Raw genomic sequence first — 25,366 nt, 5'->3', positions numbered from 1 at the left:
AGTTAGGCTTGCAGGATAATTTAACCAATTATTGAATGCTTTAATAGGGTTATTCTCTCGGCCGGCAGTGGCCGTCTTCTTGAAGACGGCGAGGAAAAGAGCATTAGACAGAGAAGGAGAACACCTATGCATACAAGTATTCACATTCGACCCATGACCCATGATGATGTCAAGACGGTCTATCAAGCACTGGATGAATTCGAGATCAGGAAGCCGCTCGACTATATCGAATGGTGCTGGGAGGAGAACGTATCCGGCGGGCGGGTGACGCTGATCGCGGAGTACGAGAATCGGTTTGCCGGATGGCTGCATCTGCTGTTTCGATCGAACTATGCGTATTTCGCCGAGCAACGTATTCCCGAGATTAATAATTTGGACGTTCTCCCGCCTATGCGCCGTCTGGGGATTGCCAGTGCGTTAATGGAAGCCGTCGAACAAATCGCATTCGACCGATTCGGCATCGTCGGCGTAGGGGTGGGCCTCTATTCGGATTATGGAAATGCACAGCGGCTCTATGCGAAGCGCGGCTATATCCCGGACGGCAGAGGCTTATCGTATCTGGGGGAGCTGGCCAAGCCCGGCGATTATGTGCAAGTCGGTCACGACTTGGCCCTGCATTTGATTAAAGAGCGAGCATGACACGCTTAGAAAGCCGGAGCCAAGACTACATTCGATCAAGGAGTGAATCCGTCATGAGTGAACAAGCTGTGGAAAAGAACGGCGGCTCGCGCGTGAAGCTTGGAAAACCGATCCAGGTTCGTCTCGTATCCGATTTGCAGAAATCGCTGGCCTATTACCGCGATTGTCTGGGATGCCAAGTGGATGATTGGGGACATGCGGAGCGCGATGATCTGACTTTCATCCTTCAGCAGGCATCCGCAAGCGAAGATGTGAGGCCGAATGCCGTCTCGGCGAAACGCCCGACGTATCCGTCGGAGTGGGAAGGTCCGGATAACGGTTGGGATACGTTCGTGCATATCGGCTGGGAGGAGTTGGACCAATTCGTCGAAGAGGTGCGCGCAAACGGCGGCGTCATCGGTATCGAGCCTTTCATGGGCGTACATGGCGGTTGGGAGTTCAAGAATGCGCATCTGCTTGATCCGGACGGCTACAATATTGTTTTGGGTGCAATGCGCGCGCAAAATAGCTAGTAGCGAATCGGCAGGCTGCATGTATTCGTACCAGTCGTTTGTTCCAGTCGTTGATGCAGGTGCAATAGATAAGAAGCAAGGCAGTCGAGCTCTGTGCCCGGCTGCCTTATTTTGCGGACATCCGCCCAAATCGATCGGCCATCGGCAAGAGGAATTGCGCCTTCAATCGCGAAAAGGTTACTTTAGCAGGGAAGAGCGGGTTGAGCCATGTTCCGCCCCCGAGCACGTGATGTTCAGCATTGCCGTAAGCGCTCTCTTGCCTGCGGCCGCGCATGGCGGACGAGCCGGATACCCGGCATTCTCGGTTGCCTGATCCTTATCCATATGAACCATTCGGCGGCGCTTCGCCTGTATGCGGGGCCGTCATTCCGAACCACCATTAACGGGAAGAGGTGCTTGCAGATGGCAAAAATAACGGGCATCAAATGCATTCGCACGCGGAAGAACGGAACGTGGACCATCGTGAAAGTGCTGACGGACCAAGACGGCCTGTACGGTATCGGCTCGGCAAACGACTATTACAATCCGGAGGCGGTCGTGCAAGTCATCGAGCAATTGCTCGCACCGCAGCTGATCGGGCGCGAGACCGGAAACATCGAGGACATGTGGCAGACGATGCAGCTCAGCTCTTACTGGCGCAACGGATCGATCCTGCAAACGGCCATCGGCGGTATCGACGTGGCGTTGTGGGATATTAAAGGCAAAGAAGCGGGCCTGCCGATCTACCAATTGCTCGGCGGAGCTTGCCGCGCTGCGGTTCCCTGCTATGGACACGCCGGCGGCCGCGATGTATCAGAGCTGATCGAGGACGTTCACCGCTACAAGGAGCAGGGCTACACCGTCATTCGTGCGCAGCTCGGCGGCTATGGCGGCGGAGGCTTCATTCCGCGCGGCCAAGCCAACGTTCCCGCGAATTCGTGGGCGAAAGAAGCCGTCTTCGACGAGCAGGCGTACGTGCAGGCGATTCCCGCCATGTTCGAGCAGCTGCGCCTGGCCTTCGGCGCGGACACGCAGTTCACGCACGACGTTCACGAGCATCTCTCGCCGATCAACGCGGTCAAGCTGGCGAAGCGCCTCGAGCCGTACGACCTGTTCTTCCTCGAGGATGCGCTGCCTCCGGAGCAGCTGGGCTGGTACCGCCAGCTGCGGCAGCAGAGCGCGACGCCGCAGGCTGTCGGCGAGCTGTTCACGAATCCGCAGGAGTGGACGCCGCTCATCACGGAGCGTCTGATCGATTTTATCCGCGTGCGCGTATCCAAGGCCGGCGGCATCAGCGCCTGCCGCAAGCTCGCCGCGCTCGCGGAAGCGTTCGGCGTCCGCACCGCTTGGCAGGAGGGCGGGGAGAACGATCCGGTCAATCAGGCGGCAGCCGTTCATTTGGACATGGCCGTATGGAATTTCGGCATTCAGGAGATCAATCACTTCAGCGCCGCAGAAGAAGAAGTGTTCCCGGGACTCGTGGAACGAAGAGGCGGGTATCTGTACGTATCCGGCAAGCCGGGGCTCGGCATCGACTTCGACGAAGAGAAGGCCATGCTGCTGACGGGCGAGGATTGGGACCGCCGAAGCTACCATCAGCCCTATAAGCTGGACCGCAAGGCGGACGGCACGCTGGTTAGACCATAACGAATGGAACGAATGGAACGAATGGAACGAATGGAACGAACAACATGTTCACCACAAGGAGGAAGAACATCATGCAAACGATCGCCGTAACCGGAGGGTCCGGCAAGCTCGGGAAGTATGTCGTGCAAGAGCTCATTCGCCAAAATTATCGCGTCATCTCGCTCGACCAGAAGCGTTCCGCCGACTTGCGCTGTAAGCAATTAATCGTGGATCTGAACGATCTCGGCCAGGTTGCCAGCGCGCTGCAGGACGCGGACGCGGTCATTCATCTCGCGGCCATTCCGTCGCCGACGGGCTTTCCGATTCCGCTCATCTTCGCGAACAACGTCATGGGCAGCTACAACGTACTGGAGGCGGCGTCCATGCTTCGCATGAAGCGGGTCGTCATGGGTTCCAGCACGTCCTGCTATGGCTTCGCCTGGGCGGTAAAGCCGTTCTCGCCGCAGTATTTGCCGATCGACGAAGCGCATCCGCAGCTGTCGCAGGAGGGGTATGGACTCTCCAAGACGATAGGCGAGCTGACGGCGGAGATGTTCAACCGCCGGAACGGCTTGAACGTCATCAACCTGCGATTCTCGTTGATCGCGGCACCCGAGGAATACGAGCATATGCGGAAAAGCATCGGCAAGCCGGAAGACGGTGCGACGATTCTATGGAGCTACGTCGATATCCGCGATGCCGCCAAAGCGTGCGTTGCTTCGCTGCGTCCCAAGACGGACGGTGCCATCGCATTGAATATTACGGGCGACGATACGCTTTCCTCGATCGATACGTTGGAGCTGCTGCGCGAATGTTATCCGGACGTGACGGATTTGCGGAACGGCTTCGCGGGCAGGGAACCGTTGTTCAGCAACCAATTGGCGAAGGAAACGCTGGATTGGCAGCCGCAATATTGCTGGAGCGATGCGCTGTCTTAATGGTGCCCGGCACATGGCGCAGACACAACAAAAAAATCACCTTCTCCGCATAGCCGGGGAAGGTGATTTTTGCATTGGCAGAGGTGGATGGCAGGCAGCAATCTCGCGTTGGGCATGCTTTAGGGAATGCTATTGACCGCAGTATTTCCTCCGCCTATAATTGGGATAATTTATAAGAAAAGGCGAGTGGTCCTCATGCAAATACATTCCGCAAACCCATCCTTCAAGCAAGTGCAGAAGGGATAAGAATACCGTCCCTTCTGTGATATCCAACTCACGGAGGGAAGCCCTATATGTCTTTTAGTTATTATGGCGAACTATGTACGGAGGTCTACGACCTCACGAAGAAAGTCGGCCAATCCTTCGGCGGAGACGTCGAATATTATCGCGACAGGCTGCAAGGCTGCACGGGTCCGATCTTGGAAGCGATGGTCGGCTCCGGACGCGTCATCATTCCGCTGCTCGAATCCGGTCTGAAGGTGGACGGCGTCGATTATTCGCCCGACATGCTGGCTGCTTGCCGCAAGCGCTGCGACGAGCGGCACCTGGCCCCTCGATTGTACGTAGCCGATCTTCAGGAATTATCCTTGCCGCAGCAATATGAAGCGATTATTATTCCGGGCGGTTCATTCCTGCTGATTGAGCAGCGAGCGGAGTCGATTGCCGCGCTGAGACGGCTGTATGACCATTTACTTCCTGGCGGGCGGCTTATGCTCGACCTGTTCCTGCCGGATACCGATTTCGACACGGGGCCTTTCGGTGGCGGTTCCACGTTCCATTTGCCGAATGACGATATCATCACGATGGAAGGCAAGCTCGTGGAGGCGGATCTATTCCGCCAGTACAAAGTCTCTTATCTCAAGTACGAGAAATGGCGGAGGGGCGCGCTGATCCAAACCGAATTGCAGCGCATTGCCATCCGTTGGTACGGCATGGAAGAATTCAAGCTGGTTTTGGAAAGCGTCGGTTTTGCGGATGTCGTGGTTTCGGCGGATTTTGAACATGGCGTTGCGCCGACGAACGGCAAACAGAAACTGGTGTACGAAGCGGTGCGCGGCTAGCCGCTCGCTTGCGAAAGGAACAAAGGCATGCCGGATTTGTCCGGCATGCCTTTGTCTGTCCATTTGGTATTCCGAAGTTTTCGATCGATCCCGATTCCAATGAATGCCCGGCAGTTGCTGCCATCTCAAATATAAGTCAACAACTGATCGGCATTCCGTCTCATATCCTCCGTGCGTCCCCTAAAGGCGCAGTAGGCGATATGATCAAGCCCGATGTGGATGAGGCAGCAGAGAAGGCGTTCCTTCATCTGCGCGGGAGTGCCTCCGTGTTGGTCCCAATGCCTGTCCAGCAGTTCCTGCAGGTCTATCCCCTGCCATTGCGGATACCAGGACCACCAATACAGAAACCACGCTTGATCATAGAGAGGGTCGCCATAGAACGCATTTCCCCAATCGAATACGCCCGTCAGTTTCCCGTTGTCCACCAGCACGTTCCGGTTCAAGAGATCGTTATGGACGATTCCTCGGCATTCCGGTAGATGAGGCACGAGAAGGCGCAGCCTCGCTATTCCGGCATCGAAGATTCCCGCCTCTCTCGGCGAGGCGTCAAGCCGTTCGCGCCAGCCGGCGAGCCTGTCTCTGGGCTCGCTCACCGATAGAAGCTCTGCGCCCCAGCTCGGTCCCGTCCCCGCTGGACGCCAAATGCCCACTTCCTGCGTGTCCCTCAGATCGAGCTTCTGAAGCTCGTGGAGCGCGTCGAATAATTGCGGGAGGACCATCCTTAGCTCCGGCTCGTCAAGCTCGTCGAGATGCTTGGTTCCCCGAACGCGCTCGGATACGGCGAAGAATCCGTTCTCCGTCTCGCCAACCTCGATCACTTTCGGAATCGGCAGGACCGACATGGCGTGAGCTCCCATTGCGCGATCCTTCTCGAAGTCTGCCCGATGGGCGCCGAATCGAATGACCATCTCGCGTTCATCCAGCGTGAACGAATAGGCGCTCGACCAATCGCCGGATGCAAGGGGCGCAAGCTCCCGGGCACGATCGCCGAAGTGCTCCTTCACGAAACGGCTCGCTGTTTGATTGATATCTTCCATGGCAATCCCTCCCGATCTATTCGCTTCTATCCCGTTAAGGTGATTTTAATGCTTCGGTGATAAGATAACGACAGGAAGTTGATGAAGAAGGTGATGTTTTTTTTGAAAAGGCTGCTCAAACTAGCTCCGCTCCTGTGGCTGTTAGCCATTCCGCTAATCGGCACGTTGTACGCCCTGCAGGACCATGCCAGGCCAAGCATGCATATTCTGGCGACGGAGGCGGACCGCGCTACCCCGTTTATTCCGATTTTTTCACTGTTTTATATGGTGTGGTACCCGTTCTTATTCGTGACGCTCGTCTTGATTCTTCGAGAGCGCCGCGCCGCGTATTACCGGACGCTCTTTGCCGTATGCTTGGGTATTTTGGCAGCCAATTTGGCGTTCCTCTTATTCCCCACCTACGTCCCTCGTCCTCAGCTCGGAACCGGTTGGAACTTTCTCGTGCCGCTCACCTACAGGCTGGATGAACCTTATAATGGCTTCCCGAGCATTCATGTGCTGACGTGTTATTTAATGCTGCGCGGTTCGTGGGTTTTGTCGGGGAGGGCGCGCCGGGCGGTCATTGTCATGGCGGTGTTGATCATTTTGTCCACGCTGTTCATCAAGCAGCATGTCCTTGCGGATGCCGCCGGCGGCATCGCGGTAGGCGAAGTCATGTTCCGAATCGCCGGACGATTGTTCAAAACGAAGCCCCATGCTTTGCCGTATCGTGATGCCGCCGCGACGGAATCCGTATAACTGCACAGCGATGATGCTGAATTTCAAATCATGCGCCGGAAGGCTGCCGCTTACTGAAGCGGCAGCTTTATTCATTTTCTCTAGAGGATTGCGAAGGCGTTTCCCGAATATCCAATAACAGGAATTTTATGGAGGGGATAAGAAGTGACGATCGAGCAATTTCATGCACTTATGGCGTCTCTGTTCGGGGACCTCCTGCAGCAATTCGATGATGGCGAGGAGTTCGCGTTCTACGGCTACGGCCCTGACGAGATTAACCGAATCGGCTACGCGACCAATATAACGCCCGAGTTGATCGAGCAAGCAGCTCGCAAGCAAGCGGATCTGATCGTCACGCATCACGATGCATGGGATTTTGTCTTCGGGATGAAGGACGACTGCCATCGGCTACTGAAGAAATAAGGCATCCATCATTTCTTCGTGCATTTGCCGCTCGATTATGCGGAATTCGGCACCTGCTCTTCGCTCTTCCGGGCGCTTGGCATCCCTGACGTCACCCGATCATCGACGCATCATGAGGGCAGAAGTCTGCCGGGCATCGGGGAGCTGGAGCATCCGATCAGCTTCGAGGAGCTGCGGGGACGGGTTCGCCGTACGCTGAATGAAGAGATCAAGTCCTGGCAGCATGCGGACAAAACCATCCAACGCGTGGGGATCATTACCGGAGCCGGCGACGGGACAAGAAGCGTGCGCGATGCGCATCATGCAGGCTGCGATGTGTATATAACCGGGGAAAAGACGCTCTACACTATCCAGTATGCCCGCCACATCAAGATGAACTTGATCGTAGGCAGCCACACGTTCACTGAAATCTTCGGCGTGAGGGCGCTGGCTGAACGAATCGCGGAAGCGTTCAACGCCGTCGAGATCGTGGAGCTGGAAGAAGCGCATGTGGAGTAGCCGAGGATCGTGATTTGGGGGCGTTGAACATACAGCCATCGAGTAGCTGAAGAATACTGATGCGAGATCGTTGGTGCACACGGAAAATAGATGGCTGAAATGGGAGGCGCGAGATATGGAGAAATCGGTTTCCAGGGGAACGGCTATCGGTGCCGTGGATTGGTTCGAGAAGAAGGCAGCGCTGGATGATTTACTCGATCAAGCAGACGCGTTGTCCGTTCAACACATGGATCAGGGGTTCGAAGCCGAAGTGAGGATGATCCGTTCGGACAGGGGAAGCTTCGTCTTGAAGGTGTGGAACAGAAGCTCCAAGCCGGATGTTCGATTTCAATACCGCTTGCTGGATGTCCTTTCCGGAAGGGGCTTGTCCGTCTCCGCGCCGTTGGGCTGGGGAGTCGATGAAGACGGCAATCAGGTGCTGCTGACGACTTATGGCGGAACGCCGATCCGCAAGGCGAATGAGCAGAAGATGGATGACCTGGCCGGAATTCTATCAAGCATTCATCGCGTTCGGGCGGAAGAGCTGGAGGACCTTGGTCTTCAGCTTCCGAAGCACGATGCGATCGATTATTTCTTTCCCGGTATCAGCGAGCATCCGGATCTCGCTCATACAGCAGCGACGCTCGTGCAGCGAATTCCGATGCGGCAGGATCGAATCATTCATGGCGATTTTCATTTGCTCAACCTGCTGGAAGATAACGGCCGATATACCGTCATCGATTGGACGAACGGGCAGCTTGGGGATTCCCGCTATGATTTTGCCTGGGCGCTGACATTGCTGAGCATTTACGTCTCGGATCGCAATGCCAAACGGTTCCGTGCCGCCTATTTGCAAGGCAACGAGGTTTCGCGCGAAGAGCTTGAGGTTTTTGGCGCGCTGGCCTGCCTCAGATGGCTGCTATTGCATCGAGGCGGCGGCGTGCCTGTAGGGCCGACGACCATGAAACGCGTGAAAAGCATCCTAGCCGGAAATCCATATCTTACGGAGCTGGCATGATTAGATTCGGCATGCCTACATTGGTTGAATATACGACGCTGGATGAGAATGTGGAGCTATGCCTCGCGCTTGGCTTGGATTTTATCGAATTAAATATGAACCTTCCTAAATGTCTGCCGGAGCGGCTGAGCAGTGCGGCATTGAGAGGTTATACCGAACGATACGGCATCGGTTTCTCCGTGCATCTCCCGGAGGAGCTGGATTTGTCCTCGTACCATCCCTCGATGCGGAGAGGCCATGTGGAACGCTGCCGGCAAACGATGGAATGGGCGGCTTCGGCGGGGATCCGGAGATTGAATATGCACCTGAACAACGGGATTTATTTTACGCTGCCTGATCGCAAGGTGTGGATCAATGAACAGTATGAATCGCTGTTCTTAGAGCTGCTCCATGAATCCTGTTCCGAGTTGTACAGCTTGGCAGACGCCTGCGGAATTGATTTATGCATCGAGAACACAGGTAACTTTCACATGCCGTATATTCGGCGAGCGCTCGATCGGTTGGCGGGGTTCCGCAACTTCTGCCTCACTTGGGATGTGGGACATGATGCGAAGGCTGGTTTCGTGGAGGAGCCGATCTTCGTTCAATATCGGCAGCGGATGAAGCACATGCATCTGCATGATTATAATGAGAAGTCGGATCATCAGTCCCTGTATACGGGAATCGTACCGATCAACGAGAGGCTGGAAGTCGCGCGGCAGCTGGATGCAACGGTCGTCGTGGAGGTGAAGACGAGCGAGTCGTTGGCGCAATCGGTGGATGGGCTAAGGAGGAACGGGTTTTTGGGGTGAGGGGTAGGGAAGCGAGGCTTAGGCAGAAGGCGTGAGGAGCAGTCGTCGCCTCTTTTATACAGCAAACAGCCCCGGCTTCACAACGAAGCTGGGGCTGTGCGTTTAAACCAGGTCTGCGTATTCAACTAGCCTGCACGGATGAGGCGGGACTGTACTTGTTAAGCAAGCCGCTACGATTTGGAGGCGTATTTCCGATCTAGCAGCACGCAGGCAATACCGACAAGAAGTGCCGATCCGACGAGCGTGGCACCTACCGCGGGGAGGGCCTTCAAGGACAGATGCGTGATGATGGATCCGCCGATGAACGCGCCTACTGCATTGCCGAGGTTGCCGGCCGAATGACTCGTGGTGGAGGCGAGTGCGGGAGCCGACTTGGCAAGGCTCATAATCCGTACCTGCATCCCCGGGAATACGGCGAAGGTAGCGGTGCCCCACAGGATGATGGTTGCGACAGCCGCGATTTGATTGTGCACGGTGAACGCGAAGACCGTCAAAATGATGCAGATGACGAGGTATAAACCGAGTATCGTGGGCATCAGTTTCCAGTCAGCCAGCTTGCCGCCGACGATGTTGCCGACCGTAACGCCGCATCCGAAGAGGATGAGAATCCAGGTGACGCTATGCTCGGCAAACCCGGTCACCTGCACGAGCAGCGGCGTAATGTAGGTGAATACCGCAAACAAGCCGGCATTGCCCAGAACCGCGATGACCAGGAACAGCTGCAGCCGCGGATTGGCCAGGGCGGTAATTTGTTTCACGATGCTTACGGGCTTCTCCGGCTTGAGCTTGGGAATGAGGAGCATGATGCCGATAAGCGTGATAACGCCCATCAGCGCGATCGTCGCAAACGAGGCGCGCCAGCCCATATGCTGGCCAATAAAGGTACCGAGAGGTACCCCGATAATATTGGCGATCGTCAGTCCTGCCATCATCATCGACACGGCACCGGCTCTCTTGTCCGGCGTCACGAGGCTGGAGGCGATGACGGCTCCGACGCCGAAGAACGTGCCATGGGTCAGTGCCGTGAGCATCCGGGCACCCATGAGCACGGCGTAATTCGGCGCGATGACGGAGATCGCGTTGCCTAGAATGAAGAGTCCCATCAAGAAGCATAACAGCTGCTTTTGGGGGATTTTGTGAGTCAGCACCGTCAGTATCGGAGCGCCGACCGCAACGCCCAAGGCGTACATCGTAATGAGCTGTCCCGCAGCGGATATGCTGACATTCAAGTCTTCGGCGACGTTCGGCAAAATGCCCATAATGACGAATTCCGTCATGCCGATCGCGAAAGCGCCGACGGTTAAGGAGAGCAGCGGAAGCGAGGAAGATTGTTTCTTGACAGCTGCCTTCCTGCTGGCAGCATGCGATAACTCCATGTTGTTCGAATCACCTTTCACATTGTGGCATACATCTCCCTATTGTGTGACGTTCCGCGCGTGGAAGCAAGACTTTTCGGTGAAACGATCCGTAATTAATCGACGTGGAACGGCGTGCAAGCGAGTGGCCAGTTCACGCGGGGTTGACGAATGTATTTGGATGTAACTATAATAGTTACAACGAAAGGGTGTTGAGCATGCAGATCAGCAGCAGGTTTTCCATCGGGGTTCACATCTTGTCCTTGCTGGCCGTTAATTCGGGCGTACTCCAGACATCGGAATGGATCGCCGGCAGCGTCGGAACGAATCCGGTTGTCATCCGCCGCGTGACGGGACAGTTGAAGAAGGCAGGGTTTGTAGAGGTCCGTGCCGGCAGCGGCGGAGCAACGCTTGCGCGAGAGTTGGACTCCATCACCTTGCTGGACGTCTATCGCGCGGTCGATGCGGTGGAAGAAGGGAAACTGTTCCATATGCACGAGCAGCCGAATCCGAATTGCGAGGTCGGCGCCAATATCGAGAACGTGCTGCGATTGCTGATGCTCAAAGCGCAGGACGCGATGGAGGGCGTGCTGGCAGCAGTGACGATGCGGGAACTGGTTGACGTGTTGGCGGTTGAGATCAAGAGAAGCGCGGTGAAGTGAGGGCGCTTTTCTTTTTGGACGCGTTGTAACTGCGGTGGTTACATCTGCGGACAGGGAACAGAAGGATAGCAGCTGCAGGCCGCCCCTTTCGAAGGCAGACGTCATTATCAATCCAATTACAGGAGGGTATCAATTATGAAAATCGCAATCATTGGAGCAAACGGCAAAGCAGGCAGTCTCATGGCAAGAGAAGCGGCTGAGAGAGGGCATGAAGTAACGGCAATCGTCCGGAACGCGGCCAAGGCAGCGGGAACGGGACTGGCCGTCCTGGAGAAAGACCTGTTCGATCTTACCGCGCAGGACCTTGGCGCCTTCGACGTCGTCGTGAACGCCTTCAGCCCGGCTCCCGGTCAAGAGCATCTGCACGTGGAAGCGGGACGCGCGCTGATTGCCGCGCTGCAAGGCGCGCCGCATACCCGCCTGATCGTCGTCGGCGGAGCGGGCAGTCTCTACGCGGATGAAGCGAAGACGGTGCGCGTCGTCGATACGCCGGAGTTCCCGGAAATCTACAAGGCAACGGCGCTGAGCTCCGCCGCCAGCCTGGAAGATCTGAAGGTTTCGTCCGGTATCCGCTGGACTTTCGTGAGCCCGTCGGCGTTCTTCAATCCGGAAGGCAAGCGCACGGGCGCTTATCGATTGGGATTGGATCATCTGCTGGTTAACGCGAAGGGCGACAGCTACGTCAGCTACGCCGACTATGCAATCGCCATCGTCGACGAGATCGAGCAGCCGCGGCACGAGAATGCGCGGTTTACCGTTGTATCCGAGGCCGAGTAAGCCGGCTGCGGAGGAATGAAGAGGGGGTGTACCTAAGCCGTTGGCTTAGGTACACCCCCTCTTTTTATTATGAGTGCCATAAAAGTTAGCCAACTGGCGGAATTCCGGCAAAGAGGTGTACTGGGTGCACTACATTGTCCTGCGGGCTGGAATTCCGGCGAAGGGGTGCACTGGGTGCAATACATGCGGCCTGGAGATCCGTCTCGGCTAGCCCGCTCTGCCTCTGGGCCAGCGTAGCGACCGGTACGGGCCTTATCTCCCTACGCTTAGAGGAAGCTGCACCAAGAACGTCGTAGACTCCTGCGGCACGCTTTTCGCGCTGATCCGCCCTTTATGCTGCTCCACGATCGACTTGGCGATCGCGAGTCCGAGGCCGTAGCCGCCTTTCTTGCGGGAGCGGGACGCATCGATGCGGTAGAAGCGGTCGAAGATCCGCTCCAGATGCTCCGCCGCAATGCCTTCGCCGGTATTGGCGACGGCAAGCTGAACGTCGTGATGGCGCCTGCTCAGCACGAGCGAGATGGAGCCTCCCGCATTGGCGTATTTGATGGCGTTGTCCAAGAGAATCATGACAACCTGCTTGATTTGCTCGCTGCTGCCGCGCACGGTCAGGCCCGGTTCGATCTCGTAGCTAAGCGAAATCTGTTTCTCGAAGATGACGGCTTCCATCGTCAGAATGACGCTCTCGACCGCTTCGCTTGCATCGAACGGGGCGTAGATCATGCGCTCCCGGGAGTCGTCCATTTCGGTCAAATACAAAAGGTCGCCCGTCAGCGTCTTCATGCGCTCCGTCTCCGACTTGATATGGTGCAGCCATTTGGCTTGCTCGCGGATCGGATCGTCGCTGTTGGCCAAGAGGACGTCCGCGTTGGTATTAATGACGGCCAGCGGCGTCTTCAATTCATGGGAGGCGTCGGCGATGAACCGTTTCTGCTTATCGAAGGCATCCTTGACGGGCGCGATCGATCGGTTCGCGAAGTACCGGCTCGTGAAGAAAATGACGATGAGCATCGCGAGTCCGACGACGAGGAACGTATAGACGAGATTCCGCAAAATCGTCTGCTGCGCGGTGACGTCGAGGTAGACGATGAAATGACCGTTATCGTTGTTCAAGGTCATATACGCCCATCGATTCCCGTCGAGAGTGAAGCGGCCGGTGTTCGCGCTGCCGGAGGCGGCTTTCTTCGCGGCCAAAGCATAGAAATCCGCATCCATGTCGAACCGGGAGTTCGTCCCCGTGATCGTCCAATTCTCGTCGGTCTGCAGGGAAAACGAAACCGACCGCTCCGGCGGCGGATAACCGTTGCCTCCGACATCCATCGGCGGATGGTCTCCGTCGCCGCCCATGCCGGGATTGCCGCCCTTATGCGAATCGCCGGGACCGCCGCCGCCCGGCTTATGGTAGAATTCCGCCACCCGCTGCAGCTCCATGTCGGTATCGTGACGCACGTTCTGATAGGTGATCGTGTAGATGGCGGCGAACGCCACGAGCATCATGCAAGAGATAATGACCATGTTCAAGATCAGGAAGCGATTCCGAAGCTTGCTGAACATCAGTCGGTCGCCTCCAATACATAGCCGACGCTGCGGATCGTGTTGATGCGGACGGAAGCCTGCAGGAACGTTAGCTTTTTCCGCAAGAAAGAAATATACACTTCCACGTTATTATGCTCCACTTCCGTATCGTATCCCCACAGCTTCTCGATGATTTGTTCCTTCGACGTCACCGCGCTTTTGCGGGACAGCAGCAACTCCAGCAGCTCGCTTTCTTTGAGAATCAGCTTGAGCTCCTTGCCGCCGCAGGCCAGCTTGAGCGTCGATGTATTCAATTCGATATCCCCGAATTTAAGCGTATCGTCAGGCAGCACTTCGCCTTTGCGCCTCAGGGCTGCCCTGATTCTCGCGAGCAGCTCGCCCGTCGAGAACGGCTTGGCGACATAGTCGTCCGCGCCATGGTCAAGCCCCGTGATTTTATCGTCGGTTTCTCCCTTGGCGGTCAGCAGAATCACTGGCGTCGCGATGCCTTGAGCCCGCAGCGCCTTCAATACGGAGATGCCGTCCAGCTCCGGCAGCATGATGTCGAGCAGCAGCAGATCATAGATGCCGCTCAGCGCGTGATCGAGTCCGGATTGGCCGTCATGCGCGACGTCGACCGAATAATGATGTTTCTTCAGGATTTGGGTCAGCGCTTCCGCCAGATGTACCTCGTCCTCTACGATTAACAGTCTCATACGCTTGTTCCCCTTTGCGTCCTTCATCGTGAAGCTGATTACACGCTTCATTATAGGTACCGAACCTTTAATCAACCTTAATCGCTGCCGGGTCGGCGCGCAAATGAAAATTCGTCCGCCTTTACAAACATTTAAGATTCGTTAAAGGTTCGGGTTCTAAGATACAGTCATGGAACGGCGAACGGCGCCGGCATGAAAGGAGCGAAAGCATACGATGGCGATCGAAGTATTCAATCGTTACGAGAATAAATACCTGATGGATACGAACGCCTTCCATCATATCCATACCCGTTTGTTGGCGTATATGGAGCCGGATGAATACAACCGGGACGATAAATTTTATGCCATTAGCAATCTGTATTACGATACGGAGCATGATTCCTTGATTCGTACCAGCCTGGCCAAGCCGAAATATCGGGAGAAGCTGCGCATTCGGGCTTACGGCATCCCGGAGCAGGACGCGAAGGTGTACCTGGAGCTGAAGAAAAAGGTGTTCGGTTTGGTGAACAAACGCAGGACGGCGTTGAAGCTGCACGAGGCGTACGATTTTGTCTCATCCGGGCACGCGCCGGCATTTCGAACGGGCATGAACAAGCAGGTCATGCAGGAAATCGGTTACTTCCTGTCGCGTTACGAGCTGGAGCCGAAGCTTTATCTGGCCTATGACCGAATCGCGCTCTTCAGCAAGGAGAACCGGGATCTGCGCATCACGTTCGATACCAATATCCGGTCGAGGCGGTACGAGGTCCAGCTCGAGAACGGCGATTACGGCGAGCAGTTGATGGAGCCGGGGCAGTGGCTGATGGAAGTAAAGGCGGAGAAGACCGTTCCGGTCTGGCTGTCGCGGCTGCTGTCGGAGCTCGGCATGTTCCGGACGAGCTTCTCCAAATACGGCAACGAATATAAGAAACTGAAGCGGAACGAGAAGAACGGCATCCTCGTTGCCGGGACCGAAAACATCGAAAGGGAGAGCGTACTTATATGATCGATTCTATTCTAACGACGGCGGCGGAGGGCCAGGCGCTCACGCTGACCGATGCCTTATTGACGATCTTCATATCCATTGCGCTGGGTGCGCTAATCAGCTGGACGTATATGCGTACGCAGGCGACCTATACTCAAAATTTCGCGCTCACCATGATCGTCCTCCCCGCGATCGTAGCCATCATCATTCTGTTGATCGGAAGCAACATCGCAAGAGCGTTCAGCTTGGCAGGGGCCTTCTCCATTATCCGGTTCCGCAGCGCGCCGGGCGATCCGAAGGATATCGCATTCGTCCTGTTCACGATGGCGGCCGGTCTCGCCTGCGGCGTCGGCTCGCTCGACTATGGCATTTTGTTCACGATCGTGCTCTGCGCGCTGATGTTCGTTCTGCGTGCCATGAACTTCGGGGCCAAGCGGGCCGCGCAAAAGCTGCTCAAGGTGACGATTCCGGAAAACTTAGGCTACGAAGAAGCGTTCGACGAGGTATTTAACCAATTCGGCATCGCCTACGAGCTTCGCAAAGTGAGAACGACGGAGCTTGGCAGTCTGTATGAAGTGGTCTATGCGGTTACGATCGGCGAGCGCACGAACCAGAAGGATTTTCTCGACGCTATTCGGTGCAGGAACGGCAATTTGGATATTACCTTAACGATGAGTCCTACGACGGCTGAATATTGAATGTCATGCATGTATGTATTTAAGTATTTAGGTTGTTAAATGTTTAGCGAAAGATAGGCGCAGCGCAGCACCGGCAATTTCGAGCGAGAGTGACTTTGGTGCGAAGCACTACGGGAACGATCGCCGAAATAGACGGTACGAAGCGGAGCACTTACTGAGCAATCGGAGAGGAATGATGAATGATGAACCATTCGCACACGGCGAAGAAATTAAGCGCTCTTTTATTATGCGCCGTTCTATTGTCCGCATGCAGCGATAATAACTCCGCGACTACCAATGCTAATGCCGACGCGGCCAATACCGCCGATGCCGCGCAGACCGGCACTTCCGCTTCGACACCCGTGACGCTAGCAAGCCTCAATCTAGCGGAGGATGTCGAGTATGAGGAAGACGACGCGTATACCGACTGGACGACGGGAGAATCGACGAAAATCCAATTGAACGGTTCTGGGGCGGTCATCGACGGCTCCGGTGCCGCGGCCAAGGATGGAACGATTACGATCACGGCCGCCGGAACCTATGTGGTGAGCGGGAAGCTGGATAACGGCCAGATTGCCGTCGATGTGAAGGACAAAGGCACGGTGCGCCTTGTGCTGAACGGGGCAGAAATTCACAGCACGACCACATCTGCGATTTATGTCGCGGAAGCAGGCAAGCTGATCCTTTCGCTGCAGGAGGGAACGGAGAATTCGGTAGCGGACGGCACCAAGTATGTCAATCCGGATGCGTCTACGGACGAGCCGAATGCGGCGATCTTCAGCAAGGACGATATGACGATCAACGGCAGCGGGAAGCTGGTTGTTCAAGGCAATTACAATAACGGCATTACGAGCAAGGATAAGCTGAAAATCACGGGCGGCCGGCTTGAGGTTCATGCCGTCGACGACGCGGTCATGGGACGCGACCTGGTTGCCGTGCAAGCAGGCGAATTCAAGATCGAAGCCGGCGGTCACGGCATCAAATCGACGAATGACAACGAAGGCGAACAAGGCGTGATCGCCATCGGAGGCGGCAATTTCAACATCGCGTCGGGCGAGGATGCTTTGCACAGCAGCGGCGGCCTTCTCATCGGAGGCGGCAATATTCAGATCAACGCCGGGGATGACGGCGTTCATGCCGAGACCGGGCTTGCGGTGACGGGCGGCACGGTCAATGTCGCGAAGAGCAATGAAGGACTCGAAGCCCCGTCCATCCTGATTGCGGATGGCACGATCGCCGTCGTCGCCAGCGATGACGGCGTGAATGCGGCATCCGGCGACAGCGAGACGGCAGGCGAAGGCGGGCCTGGAGGCGGCGGATTTGGCGGAGGTGACGGATTCGACGGCAATCCGCCGGACGGTGCGGCACCTGGTGGAACAACTGGTGGCGCCGGCGACGGCGTGGATGCAACGGATGGCACGGCATCTGGCGCCGCGGCCGATGGTGCAGCGCCAAGCGGGGATGCCGCAGGCGGAACCGATGCCGGAGGAGCAGGTTCAGACGGGGCAGATGCTGGCATTCCGCCCGGCGGTTTTGACGGCGGCTCCCCGCCGGATGGAGAAAGACCGGGCAATCCGCCTAGCGGAGCCCCGGGCGGGATGCCGGGCAGCGGCGGCAGCAGCATGCTGACCATCAGCGGCGGTTCGTTGACCGTGAATGCCCAGGGCGATGGGCTGGACGCAAACGGTTCGATCTCGATGTCCGGCGGCACCGTCATCGTTAACGGTCCGACGATGAACGGCAACGGCGCGTTGGATTACGACGGCAGCTTCGTGATGACGGGCGGATTCCTCGTCGCCGCCGGAAGCTCCGGCATGGTGCAGGCGACGTCCGACCAATCGACGCAATCGGGCATTCTGATGACGTACTCGCAGGCGCAGCAAGCAGGGACGCTCGTTCGCCTGGCCGATAGCGCAGGAAGCGACATGCTTACATTCGCACCGCTTAAGGATTATCAGGCCGTGTTCGTGAGCTCGCCGAAGCTGAAGACCAATAGTTCGTACGTCCTCTACTCGGGAGGGAAGTCGAGTGGCAGCGCGGCGAACGGCCTCTATGAAGGCGGCACCTACGAAGGCGGAACGAAGGTCGTGGAGTTCAAGGCGGCCACGCTCATCACTTGGGTGAACGAATCGGGCGTCACCGAAGCGCAGATCGGGATGGGCGGTCCCGGTGGAGGCGGCGGTTTTGGCGGACGGGGCGGCGGAAGAGGCCAGCGGCAAGGCGGGAGCGGGACAACGACCGCGACCGACGGAGAATCGTCGTAAGAGAAGCAACGTAAGAGAATTGAAGAAGAAAAGCAACGTAAGAGAAGCAACATAAGAGAAGCAACGTAAGAGACGTAAACCGGCAAGCAAGGCGCAAGCGCCTGCTGCCGGTTTGTTTATTTCCTAGGCGGGTGTCACGGTCTGCGAGGCGGGAATAGGATAACTTAGGTGACATCCTATTATCGGAGGAACAGCTCATGACGATTGATTTCAAGCAGGTGCCCGCAACAAACGGGCAGCAGCGAGGCTTTCCGGGTGGTGGTGCCTTAGGCGGCATGCTTGGGGGCGGCGCTTTGGGCAGTATGCTGAAAGGCGGGTACCCCAAGGGCGGACTCTTCGGCAGCATGATGGGCGGCGGATCCAAAGGAGGCTTGCTCGGCAGCATGCTTGGGGGTGGCGACGCCAAAGGCGGATTATTAGGCAGCATGTTAAAAGGCGGCATGCCCGGGAAAGGGTTCCCCGGGGGCGGCTTTTCTGGAGTAGGCTTTTCTGGAGTGAGCTTTTCTGGAGGAGGCTTTCCGGGAGGCGGCTTCCCCGGAGGCGGCTTTCAAGGCGGTGGCTTCCAAGGTGGTGGTTTTCCTGGCGGGGGCTTTCCTGGTGGAGGCTTTCCGGGAGGCGGCTTTCAAGGCGGTGGCTTCCAAGGTGGTGGTTTTCCTGGCGGGGGCTTTCCTGGAGGAGGTTTCCCCGGAGGAGGCTTTCCGGGAGGCGGCTTCCCCGGCGGAGGTTTCCCTGGAGGAGGTTTCCCCGGAGGCGGCTTTCCTGGAGGTGGCTTCCCAAGCGGAGGTTTTCCTGGAGGTGGCTTCCCTGGAGGTGGCTTCCCCGGAGGCGGCTTCCCAGGCGGAGGTTTTCCTGGAGGTGGCTTCCCTGGAGGTGGCTTCCCCGGAGGCGGCTTCCCAGGCGGAGGTTTCCCTGGGGGAGGTTTCCCAGGTAGGGCCTTCCCCGGAGGAGGCTTCCCCGGAGGCGGCTTTCCCGGAGGAGGCTTTCCTGGAGGCGGCTTTCCCGGAGGCGGTTTCCCTGGAGGAGGCTTCCCCGGAGGAGGCTTTCCTGGAGGAGGCTTCCCCGGAGGCGGCTTCCCCGGAGGCGGCTTTCCCGGAGGAGGTTTCCCTGGAGGCGGCTTTCCCGGAGGCGGTTTCCCTGGAGGCGGCTTCCCCGGAGGCGGGTTTCCTGGAGGCGGCTTTCCCGGAGGCGGCTTTCCCGGAGGCGGGTTTCCTGGAGGCGGCTTCCCCGGAGGCGGGTTTCCTGGAGGCGGCTTTCCCGGAGGAGGTTTCCCGGGTGGAGGTTTTCCCGGAACAGGCTTCCCTAGAGTGGCTCTTCCTGAAGAGGCATCACTCCAAGCGGAGCTCTGAATGTCCGCAACGATTGCATCGTCAAAAAGGTCCGCCGATATGGCGGACCTCAGGGTCGCGAGAAAATCAAAATCGCAGAACGCTATCGGGTTGCTGAGCGCCGATGCATGCAAATAGTCATGCTTGCGAAAATGAACCTAGCCATCCTACGGCTAACGGTTGTGCGGATGGCTAATCACCTCAAATTGCTCTATTTAGTTAACCAAGGGTTGTCAGGAGGCTTATTGCGAGAATTTACCTTGCAAATCAGCTCTTCTACACCTAATAACGTCAGTCAGAACCGTTAGCATTTATTTAGCCGTATATTTGGTGAATTAGCAACGCTGAACACCGTTACGCGTCAGCACGTGTTCACGTTGTATGATCCGCAGCTTTTGTCGCTTACAGAACTCCCCTAATATGGAGCGGCTTTTCTCTGCAACCTGAAAGCTTGGAGAGTTGGTTGTAGAGTTAGTTGTAAAGAGGTTGCAGAGAAGCGATCGCTTACCCGAATCGAGCATAATTGTGCGATTTAGCAGCATTTTCGGCCTGCACTGCCGCATAATTACCGAAAAGCTGCTATGCAGCATCTTTTCAGCATGCACCACCGCACGTGATAACGAAAAAGCTGCCGATTGGCAGCTTTTGATCGTATGTTGGCGGAATCGGGCTTGGAAAGCTGCTATTTTGCAGCTTTTCGGTCCGCTTTTCGGTCTGTGCGAGCAAGCTGTCAATCGACAGCCTGGTCGGGCTGGTTTAGGACAACTCCCGCTGCTCGAACAGACGCGCGATCTCGACGATGACTTCGGTCGCTTTCTGCATCGTATCGAGGGAGACGTACTCGAATTTGCCGTGGAAATTCTCGCCGCCGGCGAAGATGTTCGGCGTCGGCAGTCCCATGTACGACAGCTGGGAGCCGTCCGTACCGCCGCGGATCGGCGCTACGATCGGCTCGATGCCGAGATTCGTCATTGCTTCGTGGGCGATGTCGACGATGTATTTGACCGGCTCGATCTTCTCGCCCATGTTGTAGTACTGGTCCTTCAGCTCGAGCACGATGCGATCGGCCCCGTACGTTTGGCGGAATTCTTCCACGATTGCCGTGATGGTCGCCTTGCGGTGCGCGAAGATTTCCTTGTCATGGTCGCGGATGATGTAGACGAGCTTCGTCTGCTCCGTGTTCCCCTGGATCGAGATCAGATGATAGAATCCCTCGTATTCCTCGGTAAACTCGGGCGCTTCGCCCGCGGGCAGGCGGTGATGCAGCGCCATGGCGATTTTGGAGGAATGGATCATTTTGTTCTTGGCGGTGCCGGGGTGAACGTTCACGCCCTTAACCGTAACGACCGCCTGGGCGGCGTTGAAGCTCTCGTACTGCAGCTCGCCGAGCGGTCCGCCGTCCATCGTGTAGGCGAAGTCCGCGCCGAAGGCCGGGACGTCGAACTTATGCGCGCCGCGTCCGATTTCTTCGTCCGGCGTGAAAGCGACGCGAATGCGTCCGTGCTTGATCTCGGGATGCTTCACGAGGTAAGCCATGGCGGTAACGATCTCCGTGATGCCGGCTTTGTCGTCGGCGCCGAGCAGCGTCGTGCCGTCCGTCGTGATCAGCGTGTGTCCTTTATAGCCGGACAGCTCCGGAAACTTGCGCGGCGAGAGCACAATGCCGAGCTCGCGGTTCAGCTCGATATCTCCGCCGTCGTAGTTCTCGACGACCTGGCGCTTAACGCCGTCGCCCGTGAAGTCCGTCGCGGTATCCATGTGCGAGATGAAGCCGATGGTCGGTACATCATCGCGGTCCGAATTGGCCGGCAGCGTCGCCATGACATAACCGTTCGCATCCAACGTGACCTCCGTAAGGCCGATCTCGCGGAGCTCGCGCTCCAGCAGGCGCGCCAAGGTCCATTGTCCTTCCGTGGAGGGGCAAGTGTCGCTTTCGTCGTCCGATTGCGTGTTGATCTCTATGTAGGAGGTAAAACGGTTCAACAATTCTTCTTTCATCGGGTCCATCGAGGCACGCTCCTTAACGCTGAAATTTCCAACTATTCATTCCTATCGTACCACAAGTTATAATGGGATGTATAAGGGCGGCACAGGGACGTTTTTCCAGGAGGGGGCCTGGCGAATCGGTGTAGACAACCTGCAGCGGCCGCTCAAGACGCGCCATCGTACCGACTATTCTATCTGGCAAGGGAGTCCTGTAATTGAATTACTTGAAGCCTTATTTTCGCCGCTTCGGCAAACCCTTCTTGGTGGCGATCCTGTTTCTGACGCTTGAAGCGATGTGCGATCTGCTCCAGCCGACGCTGATGTCGCGCATCATCGACGTGGGAGTCCAAAACAAGGACCTGGACTACGTCGTCCGCTTCGGCGGGTACATGCTGATGGTGACGGCGTTCGGCGCCGCCGCGGCGACCGCGCGCAACATTATCTCGAGCCATGTGTCGCTCAACTTCGGCACGAAGCTGCGCTCGGATTTGTTTCGCCAGATCCAGACGCTTGGAGCCGGCAGCATCGACAAGTTCGACCGCGCTTCGCTCGTTACCCGTCTTACCAACGACGTTACGCAGATGCAGAACTTCACGAACGGACTCATGCGTATTTTCGTCAAATCGCCGCTGGTCTGCATCGGGAGCCTGATCATGGCCGTTCGGCTCAATCCGCCGCTGTCCCTGGTGCTGGCCGTCGTCGTCCCGATGGTGGCCGTGCTCATCGTCATCAACATGCGCGTAGGCTTTCCGCTCTTCGGCAAGGTTCAGAAGGCGCTCGATCGACTCAACGGCGTATCGCGGGAATATCTCTCCGGCGTGCGCGTCGTCAAGGCGTTCAATCGCTTTCCGTACGAGACCGGCAAGTTCGCGGGCGTGAACGATTCGTACCAAGAGGTGTCGTCGCGCGCCATGCGGATGATGTCGATCTTCGGTCCCGGCATCATGCTGACGGTCAATTTCGGCATCGCGGCAGTCATCTGGATCGGCGGGCAGCGGGTCGATAACGGGCACATGCAAGTCGGGCATATTATCGCATTCATCAACTATATGACGCAGATTCTGTTCTCGCTGCTCATGATTTCCAACGTCTTCAACATGTTCGTCCGGGCCAAAGCTTCTTCGGATCGCATCGGCGAGGTGTTCGCGGAGCAGGACGCGATGACATGGAGCGACCGGGAGCCGCAGTTGTCTGAAGTGCCGGGAAGCATCGCGTTCAACAATGTATCGTTCGCGTATAACGGGACGGAATCCGTGCTGCGCGGCATCACGCTCGATTGCCGGCCGGGCGAGACGATCGGCATCATCGGATCTACAGGCTCGGGCAAAAGCACGCTGGTCAGCTTGATTCCGCGGTTCTACGATGCCGACTCGGGCAGCGTGGCCGTAGACGGCACGGATGTCCGCGAGGTCGATCCGAAGAGGCTGCGGGAGCGAATAGCCATCGTGCCGCAGAAGACGGTGCTGTTCACCGGCACGATTCGGGAAAATCTCCTCTGGGGCAAGGAAGACGCCACCGAGGAAGAGATGCGGCATGCGGCCAAAATGGCGCAGGCCGAAGAATTCATCGAAGCCTGTCCGGAAGGCTACGAGACGAAGCTCGGACAGGGCGGCGTGAATCTGTCGGGCGGCCAGAAGCAGCGTCTCTCGATCGCGCGGGCACTCGTGCGGCAGCCGTCCATCTTGATTTTGGACGACTGCACGAGCGCGGTCGACGCCGCCACGGAGTCGCGCATTAAGGCGGCGCTGCGCGAATACGCCAAAGGGCTGACCTGTCTGCTGATCGCCCAGCGCATTACGTCCGTCATGGACGCCGAACGGATCGTCGTGCTCGACAACGGAGAGATCGTCGGTTCGGGAACCCACGACGAGCTGCTGCGGGATTGCCGCGCGTATCAGGAAATCTACCGGTCGCAGACCGGCAAGGAGGCGAAGGCCAATGTCTGAGCGCGACGCGAATGCCGTGAATAAGACAGGCCGTTCATCCGCCGGGGCGACAGAAGCTCCGGTACCGCCGCCGATGAACATGCCGGGTCGGGGCGGACCGATGGGACGCGGCGGACCGGCTGCGAAGCCTAAGAACTTGAAGGCAACGCTCTTGCGGTTATGGTCGTATTTCGGCGGCGAGCGTAAACTGCTCACGATCATCTTCCTCATCGTGCTGGTGGACTCAATCATCATGCTCGCAGCGCCTTACCTGATCGGCGTGTCGATCGACGCCATGACGAAGGATGGCGGCAACGTGGATTTTGGCTCGCTTCAGGTTGCCTTGATCGCGCTCGTCGTCTCCTACATTGCGGACGGCGGCTTGACCTTCATGCAGGGCTGGCTGATGGCGGGAACGTCGCAGCGCATCGTGGGCCGGCTTCGGGCGGCTCTGTTCGAGAAGCTGCATCGGCTGCCGGTCCGCTTCTTCGACTCGCGGACGCACGGCGACCTCATGAGCCGCATGTCCAATGACATTGATAACGTGAGCAACACGGTTGCGCAATCGGCAGCGCAAGTGATGACCGGCTCGATCTCCATCGTGGGCGCGCTCGTCATGATGCTGATTCTGAGCCCAGTGCTGACCTTGGCGAGCCTTATTACCGTGCCTGCCGTCTATTGGCTTGCCCGGGCGATCGCGCGCTCGACGGCGCCGCTCTTCAAGCAGCAACAGAGCAAGCTCGGCAAGCTGAACGGCCACGTCGAGGAAACCATCTCCGGCATTCAGATCGTCAAAGCGTTCAACCGCGAGGAGAAGGCGATCGCCGAGTTCGACGCGGTCAACGCCGAGCTGTGCGAGGTCGGCATTAAGGCGCAGATCCGTTCGGGCTTCCTGATGCCGATCATGAACGTCATTAACAACCTCGGCTTCGCGGCCGTGGCCATCGTCGGCGGCCTGCTGGCGGTTAACGGCCATATTACGGTCGGCGTCATTGCGAGCTTCCTCAGCTATTCCCGGCAATTCGTACGGCCGCTCATCGACCTGGCCAATCTATTCAACGTGCTGCAGTCCGGCGTGGCCGGCGCGGAGCGGGTGTTCGAGGTGCTCGACGAGCAGGAAGAACCGGACGATCCGCCGGGTGCGGCGGCGCTCGTCAATCCGCGCGGCCGCGTCGTCTTCGACCATGTATCGTTCGGCTACCGGGCGGATGTGCCGATTCTGAATGACGTCAGCTTCGATTCGGCGGAAGGCACGATGACGGCCTTGATCGGCCCGACCGGGGCAGGCAAGACGACGATCGTCAACCTGCTGACGCGGTTTTACGACGTGACGGCCGGCTCGATCACCATTGACGGCCGGGATATCCGCAGCTATACGAAGGACAGCCTGCGCCAGGCGTTCGGCATCGTGCTGCAGGATACGTATTTGTTCGCCGGCTCGATCCGCGACAACATCAAGTACGGCAAGCCGGACGCCACGGACGAGGAAATGGAGCGCGCGGCCGCGCTCGCGAACGCGGCATCCTTCATTCGCCGCCTGCCGCAGCGGTACGATACCGCGCTGGCCGAGAACGGAAGCAACCTGAGCCAAGGGCAGCGGCAGCTGCTCGCCATCGCGCGGGTGATTCTGGCCGATCCGTCCATCCTCATCCTCGACGAGGCGACGAGCAGCATCGATACGCGGACGGAGCTGCACATTCAGGACGCGCTGAAAGGCGTGCTCCGCGGACGTACGAGCTTCGTCATCGCCCACCGACTGAACACGATCCGAGACGCCGATACGATTATGGTCATCGATCATGGCAGCATCGTGGAGCGCGGTTCGCATGAAGAGCTGATGGCCCGCAGGGGCGTCTACTACGAGATGTTCACGAACCAGTTTGGAGCGGTGCTGAGCGGGTAGCGCAGCGGAAGAATCGTAGGTGGAGTAGGAAGAAGCAGCAGAGAATGAATCGACGGAAGACATAGATGCGGCAGATCGG

At 57.6% G+C, this 25,366-nt stretch carries 20 protein-coding genes and 3 pseudogenes; 16 read left to right on the top strand and 7 right to left on the bottom strand.

The features are described 5' to 3' along the window. The first annotated feature begins 126 nt into the window (after window positions 1-126). From AC0YNU_RS18705 to AC0YNU_RS18685, 5 genes are all read left to right on the top strand, one after another. Complete coding sequence (locus AC0YNU_RS18705; RefSeq protein ID WP_475759317.1) at window positions 127-639, top strand: GNAT family N-acetyltransferase; 513 nt, start codon at window positions 127-129, stop codon at window positions 637-639. A 53-nt stretch (window positions 640-692) separates the two neighbouring features. Continuing rightward, window positions 693-1,151, top strand: a complete 459-nt coding sequence (locus tag AC0YNU_RS18700; RefSeq protein ID WP_475759315.1) for a VOC family protein — start codon at window positions 693-695, stop codon at window positions 1,149-1,151. Between the two features lie 402 nt (window positions 1,152-1,553). Next, window positions 1,554-2,777: an enolase C-terminal domain-like protein gene (locus tag AC0YNU_RS18695; RefSeq protein WP_475759313.1), complete on the top strand. Its 1,224-nt coding sequence runs from the start codon at window positions 1,554-1,556 to the stop codon at window positions 2,775-2,777. Window positions 2,778-2,848: 71 nt separating this feature from the next. After that, a complete protein-coding gene (locus AC0YNU_RS18690) occupies window positions 2,849-3,694 on the top strand; it encodes an NAD-dependent epimerase/dehydratase family protein (RefSeq protein WP_475759311.1) in 846 nt (281 codons plus the stop codon). A gap of 293 nt (window positions 3,695-3,987) precedes the next feature. Beyond that, entirely contained in the window at window positions 3,988-4,755 is a 768-nt protein-coding gene (locus AC0YNU_RS18685) for a class I SAM-dependent methyltransferase (RefSeq protein ID WP_475759309.1), read from the top strand. Between the two features lie 125 nt (window positions 4,756-4,880). On the opposite strand, the gene AC0YNU_RS18680 is transcribed toward AC0YNU_RS18685, so the two are convergent. Beyond that, the gene (locus AC0YNU_RS18680) at window positions 4,881-5,792 is read right to left on the bottom strand and encodes a phosphotransferase family protein (protein WP_475759307.1); all 912 of its coding nucleotides are present in this window, start codon (window positions 5,790-5,792) and stop codon (window positions 4,881-4,883) included. A gap of 102 nt (window positions 5,793-5,894) precedes the next feature. Here AC0YNU_RS18680 and AC0YNU_RS18675 point away from each other — a divergent pair, with 102 nt between their 5' ends. From AC0YNU_RS18675 to AC0YNU_RS18660, 4 genes and pseudogenes are all read left to right on the top strand, one after another. Continuing rightward, window positions 5,895-6,530, top strand: a complete 636-nt coding sequence (locus AC0YNU_RS18675; RefSeq protein ID WP_475759305.1) for a phosphatase PAP2 family protein — start codon at window positions 5,895-5,897, stop codon at window positions 6,528-6,530. A 171-nt stretch (window positions 6,531-6,701) separates the two neighbouring features. Continuing rightward, window positions 6,702-7,430, top strand: a pseudogene (locus AC0YNU_RS18670) (Nif3-like dinuclear metal center hexameric protein). Window positions 7,431-7,545: 115 nt separating this feature from the next. Further along, window positions 7,546-8,427, top strand: coding sequence for an aminoglycoside phosphotransferase family protein (locus tag AC0YNU_RS18665; protein ID WP_475759303.1), 882 nt, complete (start codon window positions 7,546-7,548; stop codon window positions 8,425-8,427). Window positions 8,428-8,438: 11 nt separating this feature from the next. Then, complete coding sequence (locus tag AC0YNU_RS18660; RefSeq protein WP_475759301.1) at window positions 8,439-9,218, top strand: sugar phosphate isomerase/epimerase family protein; 780 nt, start codon at window positions 8,439-8,441, stop codon at window positions 9,216-9,218. Window positions 9,219-9,388: 170 nt separating this feature from the next. On the opposite strand, the gene AC0YNU_RS18655 is transcribed toward AC0YNU_RS18660, so the two are convergent. Then, the gene (locus AC0YNU_RS18655; RefSeq protein ID WP_475759299.1) at window positions 9,389-10,594 is read right to left on the bottom strand and encodes an MFS transporter; all 1,206 of its coding nucleotides are present in this window, start codon (window positions 10,592-10,594) and stop codon (window positions 9,389-9,391) included. A gap of 197 nt (window positions 10,595-10,791) precedes the next feature. Here AC0YNU_RS18655 and AC0YNU_RS18650 point away from each other — a divergent pair, with 197 nt between their 5' ends. Both AC0YNU_RS18650 and AC0YNU_RS18645 read left to right on the top strand, forming a co-directional pair. Continuing rightward, window positions 10,792-11,235 (top strand): Rrf2 family transcriptional regulator, encoded by a 444-nt coding sequence (locus AC0YNU_RS18650; RefSeq protein ID WP_475759297.1) that lies wholly within the window; start codon window positions 10,792-10,794, stop codon window positions 11,233-11,235. Between the two features lie 135 nt (window positions 11,236-11,370). Then, complete coding sequence (locus AC0YNU_RS18645) at window positions 11,371-12,012, top strand: NAD(P)-dependent oxidoreductase (RefSeq protein WP_475759295.1); 642 nt, start codon at window positions 11,371-11,373, stop codon at window positions 12,010-12,012. A gap of 252 nt (window positions 12,013-12,264) precedes the next feature. On the opposite strand, the gene AC0YNU_RS18640 is transcribed toward AC0YNU_RS18645, so the two are convergent. Together AC0YNU_RS18640 and AC0YNU_RS18635 are read right to left on the bottom strand one after the other, a co-directional pair. Further along, window positions 12,265-13,566, bottom strand: coding sequence for a sensor histidine kinase (locus tag AC0YNU_RS18640; protein ID WP_475759293.1), 1,302 nt, complete (start codon window positions 13,564-13,566; stop codon window positions 12,265-12,267). Next, window positions 13,566-14,243 carry a response regulator transcription factor gene (locus AC0YNU_RS18635; protein WP_475759291.1) on the bottom strand — a complete coding sequence of 226 codons (678 nt, stop codon included), beginning with the start codon at window positions 14,241-14,243 and terminating at the stop codon, window positions 13,566-13,568. Before AC0YNU_RS18635 ends, AC0YNU_RS18640 begins: the two co-directional genes overlap by 1 nt. Window positions 14,244-14,457: 214 nt before the next feature. Here AC0YNU_RS18635 and AC0YNU_RS18630 point away from each other — a divergent pair, with 214 nt between their 5' ends. The 3 genes from AC0YNU_RS18630 to AC0YNU_RS18620 all read left to right on the top strand — a co-directional run bounded on the left by AC0YNU_RS18630 (window position 14,458) and on the right by AC0YNU_RS18620 (window position 18,148). Next, window positions 14,458-15,228: a VTC domain-containing protein gene (locus AC0YNU_RS18630; protein WP_475759289.1), complete on the top strand. Its 771-nt coding sequence runs from the start codon at window positions 14,458-14,460 to the stop codon at window positions 15,226-15,228. After that, window positions 15,225-15,905, top strand: a complete 681-nt coding sequence (locus AC0YNU_RS18625) for a DUF4956 domain-containing protein (RefSeq protein WP_475759287.1) — start codon at window positions 15,225-15,227, stop codon at window positions 15,903-15,905. Before AC0YNU_RS18630 ends, AC0YNU_RS18625 begins: the two co-directional genes overlap by 4 nt. Window positions 15,906-16,087: 182 nt before the next feature. After that, on the top strand, window positions 16,088-18,148 hold the full coding sequence (locus AC0YNU_RS18620) for a carbohydrate-binding domain-containing protein (protein ID WP_475759563.1): 2,061 nt from the start codon (window positions 16,088-16,090) through the stop codon (window positions 18,146-18,148). A 428-nt stretch (window positions 18,149-18,576) separates the two neighbouring features. Here the strand turns inward: AC0YNU_RS18620 and AC0YNU_RS18615 are convergent. The 3 genes and pseudogenes from AC0YNU_RS18615 to pepT all read right to left on the bottom strand — a co-directional run. After that, window positions 18,577-18,960: pseudogene (locus AC0YNU_RS18615) on the bottom strand (histone H1-like repetitive region-containing protein); the annotation flags it as partial. Window positions 18,961-19,336: 376 nt separating this feature from the next. After that, window positions 19,337-19,441: pseudogene (locus AC0YNU_RS18610) on the bottom strand (hypothetical protein); the annotation flags it as partial. A 788-nt stretch (window positions 19,442-20,229) separates the two neighbouring features. Then, window positions 20,230-21,471, bottom strand: coding sequence for a peptidase T (gene pepT / locus AC0YNU_RS18605; protein ID WP_475759561.1), 1,242 nt, complete (start codon window positions 21,469-21,471; stop codon window positions 20,230-20,232). Window positions 21,472-21,674: 203 nt separating this feature from the next. Here pepT and AC0YNU_RS18600 point away from each other — a divergent pair, with 203 nt between their 5' ends. Continuing rightward, complete coding sequence (locus AC0YNU_RS18600; protein WP_475759285.1) at window positions 21,675-23,405, top strand: ABC transporter ATP-binding protein; 1,731 nt, start codon at window positions 21,675-21,677, stop codon at window positions 23,403-23,405. A gap of 73 nt (window positions 23,406-23,478) precedes the next feature. Continuing rightward, window positions 23,479-25,287: an ABC transporter ATP-binding protein gene (locus tag AC0YNU_RS18595; RefSeq protein ID WP_475759559.1), complete on the top strand. Its 1,809-nt coding sequence runs from the start codon at window positions 23,479-23,481 to the stop codon at window positions 25,285-25,287. Window positions 25,288-25,366 lie beyond the last annotated feature (79 nt).

Source organism: Paenibacillus sp. J31P316 (assembly GCF_056269105.1).
The sequence above is the reverse complement of the archived record's forward strand: the minus strand, read 5'-3'. Positions and strand labels throughout refer to the sequence as shown.

Bases quoted from the DNA above. Each gene is read 5' to 3' on its own strand.
- AC0YNU_RS18620 (WP_475759563.1), top strand. From the start codon at position 16,088: ATGAACCATTCGCACACGGCGAAGAAATTAAGCGCTCTTTTATTATGC.
- AC0YNU_RS18640 (WP_475759293.1), bottom strand. From the start codon at position 13,566: ATGTTCAGCAAGCTTCGGAATCGCTTCCTGATCTTGAACATGGTCATT.
- AC0YNU_RS18690 (WP_475759311.1), top strand. From the start codon at position 2,849: ATGCAAACGATCGCCGTAACCGGAGGGTCCGGCAAGCTCGGGAAGTAT.
- AC0YNU_RS18705 (WP_475759317.1), top strand. From the start codon at position 127: ATGCATACAAGTATTCACATTCGACCCATGACCCATGATGATGTCAAG.
- AC0YNU_RS18655 (WP_475759299.1), bottom strand. From the start codon at position 10,594: ATGGAGTTATCGCATGCTGCCAGCAGGAAGGCAGCTGTCAAGAAACAA.
- AC0YNU_RS18645 (WP_475759295.1), top strand. From the start codon at position 11,371: ATGAAAATCGCAATCATTGGAGCAAACGGCAAAGCAGGCAGTCTCATG.
- pepT (WP_475759561.1), bottom strand. From the start codon at position 21,471: ATGAAAGAAGAATTGTTGAACCGTTTTACCTCCTACATAGAGATCAAC.
- AC0YNU_RS18700 (WP_475759315.1), top strand. From the start codon at position 693: ATGAGTGAACAAGCTGTGGAAAAGAACGGCGGCTCGCGCGTGAAGCTT.
- AC0YNU_RS18625 (WP_475759287.1), top strand. From the start codon at position 15,225: ATGATCGATTCTATTCTAACGACGGCGGCGGAGGGCCAGGCGCTCACG.
- AC0YNU_RS18660 (WP_475759301.1), top strand. From the start codon at position 8,439: ATGCCTACATTGGTTGAATATACGACGCTGGATGAGAATGTGGAGCTA.
- AC0YNU_RS18595 (WP_475759559.1), top strand. From the start codon at position 23,479: ATGAACATGCCGGGTCGGGGCGGACCGATGGGACGCGGCGGACCGGCT.
- AC0YNU_RS18635 (WP_475759291.1), bottom strand. From the start codon at position 14,243: ATGAGACTGTTAATCGTAGAGGACGAGGTACATCTGGCGGAAGCGCTG.
- AC0YNU_RS18665 (WP_475759303.1), top strand. From the start codon at position 7,546: ATGGAGAAATCGGTTTCCAGGGGAACGGCTATCGGTGCCGTGGATTGG.
- AC0YNU_RS18685 (WP_475759309.1), top strand. From the start codon at position 3,988: ATGTCTTTTAGTTATTATGGCGAACTATGTACGGAGGTCTACGACCTC.
- AC0YNU_RS18630 (WP_475759289.1), top strand. From the start codon at position 14,458: ATGGCGATCGAAGTATTCAATCGTTACGAGAATAAATACCTGATGGAT.
- AC0YNU_RS18680 (WP_475759307.1), bottom strand. From the start codon at position 5,792: ATGGAAGATATCAATCAAACAGCGAGCCGTTTCGTGAAGGAGCACTTC.
- AC0YNU_RS18650 (WP_475759297.1), top strand. From the start codon at position 10,792: ATGCAGATCAGCAGCAGGTTTTCCATCGGGGTTCACATCTTGTCCTTG.
- AC0YNU_RS18695 (WP_475759313.1), top strand. From the start codon at position 1,554: ATGGCAAAAATAACGGGCATCAAATGCATTCGCACGCGGAAGAACGGA.